At 60.1% G+C, this 306-nt stretch carries 1 protein-coding gene; it reads right to left on the bottom strand.

From position 1 onward, the window contains the following. Window positions 1–306: hypothetical protein (locus AB1L30_RS06365; protein ID WP_367012597.1), on the bottom strand; the 306-nt coding region annotated here is incomplete at both ends.

Raw genomic sequence — 306 nt, 5'->3', positions numbered from 1 at the left:
TCCCAGGGCGTGCCGGGTTGAAGCTCGACACCTTTGGTCTCACCCAGGGGAATCGGTTCGTCTTCCTGGCCATCGGCGGGGAGCAAAGTCCGCACGATCCGCACGCGGATTGGTCGTTGGCGGGTGTTGCTGATCGTCAGGAGATAAGGCAGATCCGTATCCTGATGCATGAATCCGGTGCCGTTATTCAAAGCGAACACGTCGTAGCGTTCCGGGGTGACCGAGACGTTGAACGGCTCCAGTTTTCGCCGGAGCGGTTCCAGGTTCTGAGCGATGGTGATCTCAACCGGCTGGCCGAAATCCCGG

This window comes from Bremerella sp. JC817 (genome assembly GCF_040718835.1).
GTDB lineage: Bacteria > Planctomycetota > Planctomycetia > Pirellulales > Pirellulaceae > Bremerella.
Note: the sequence above shows the minus strand (reverse complement) of the source record. Positions and strands in the feature narration are given on the sequence as shown.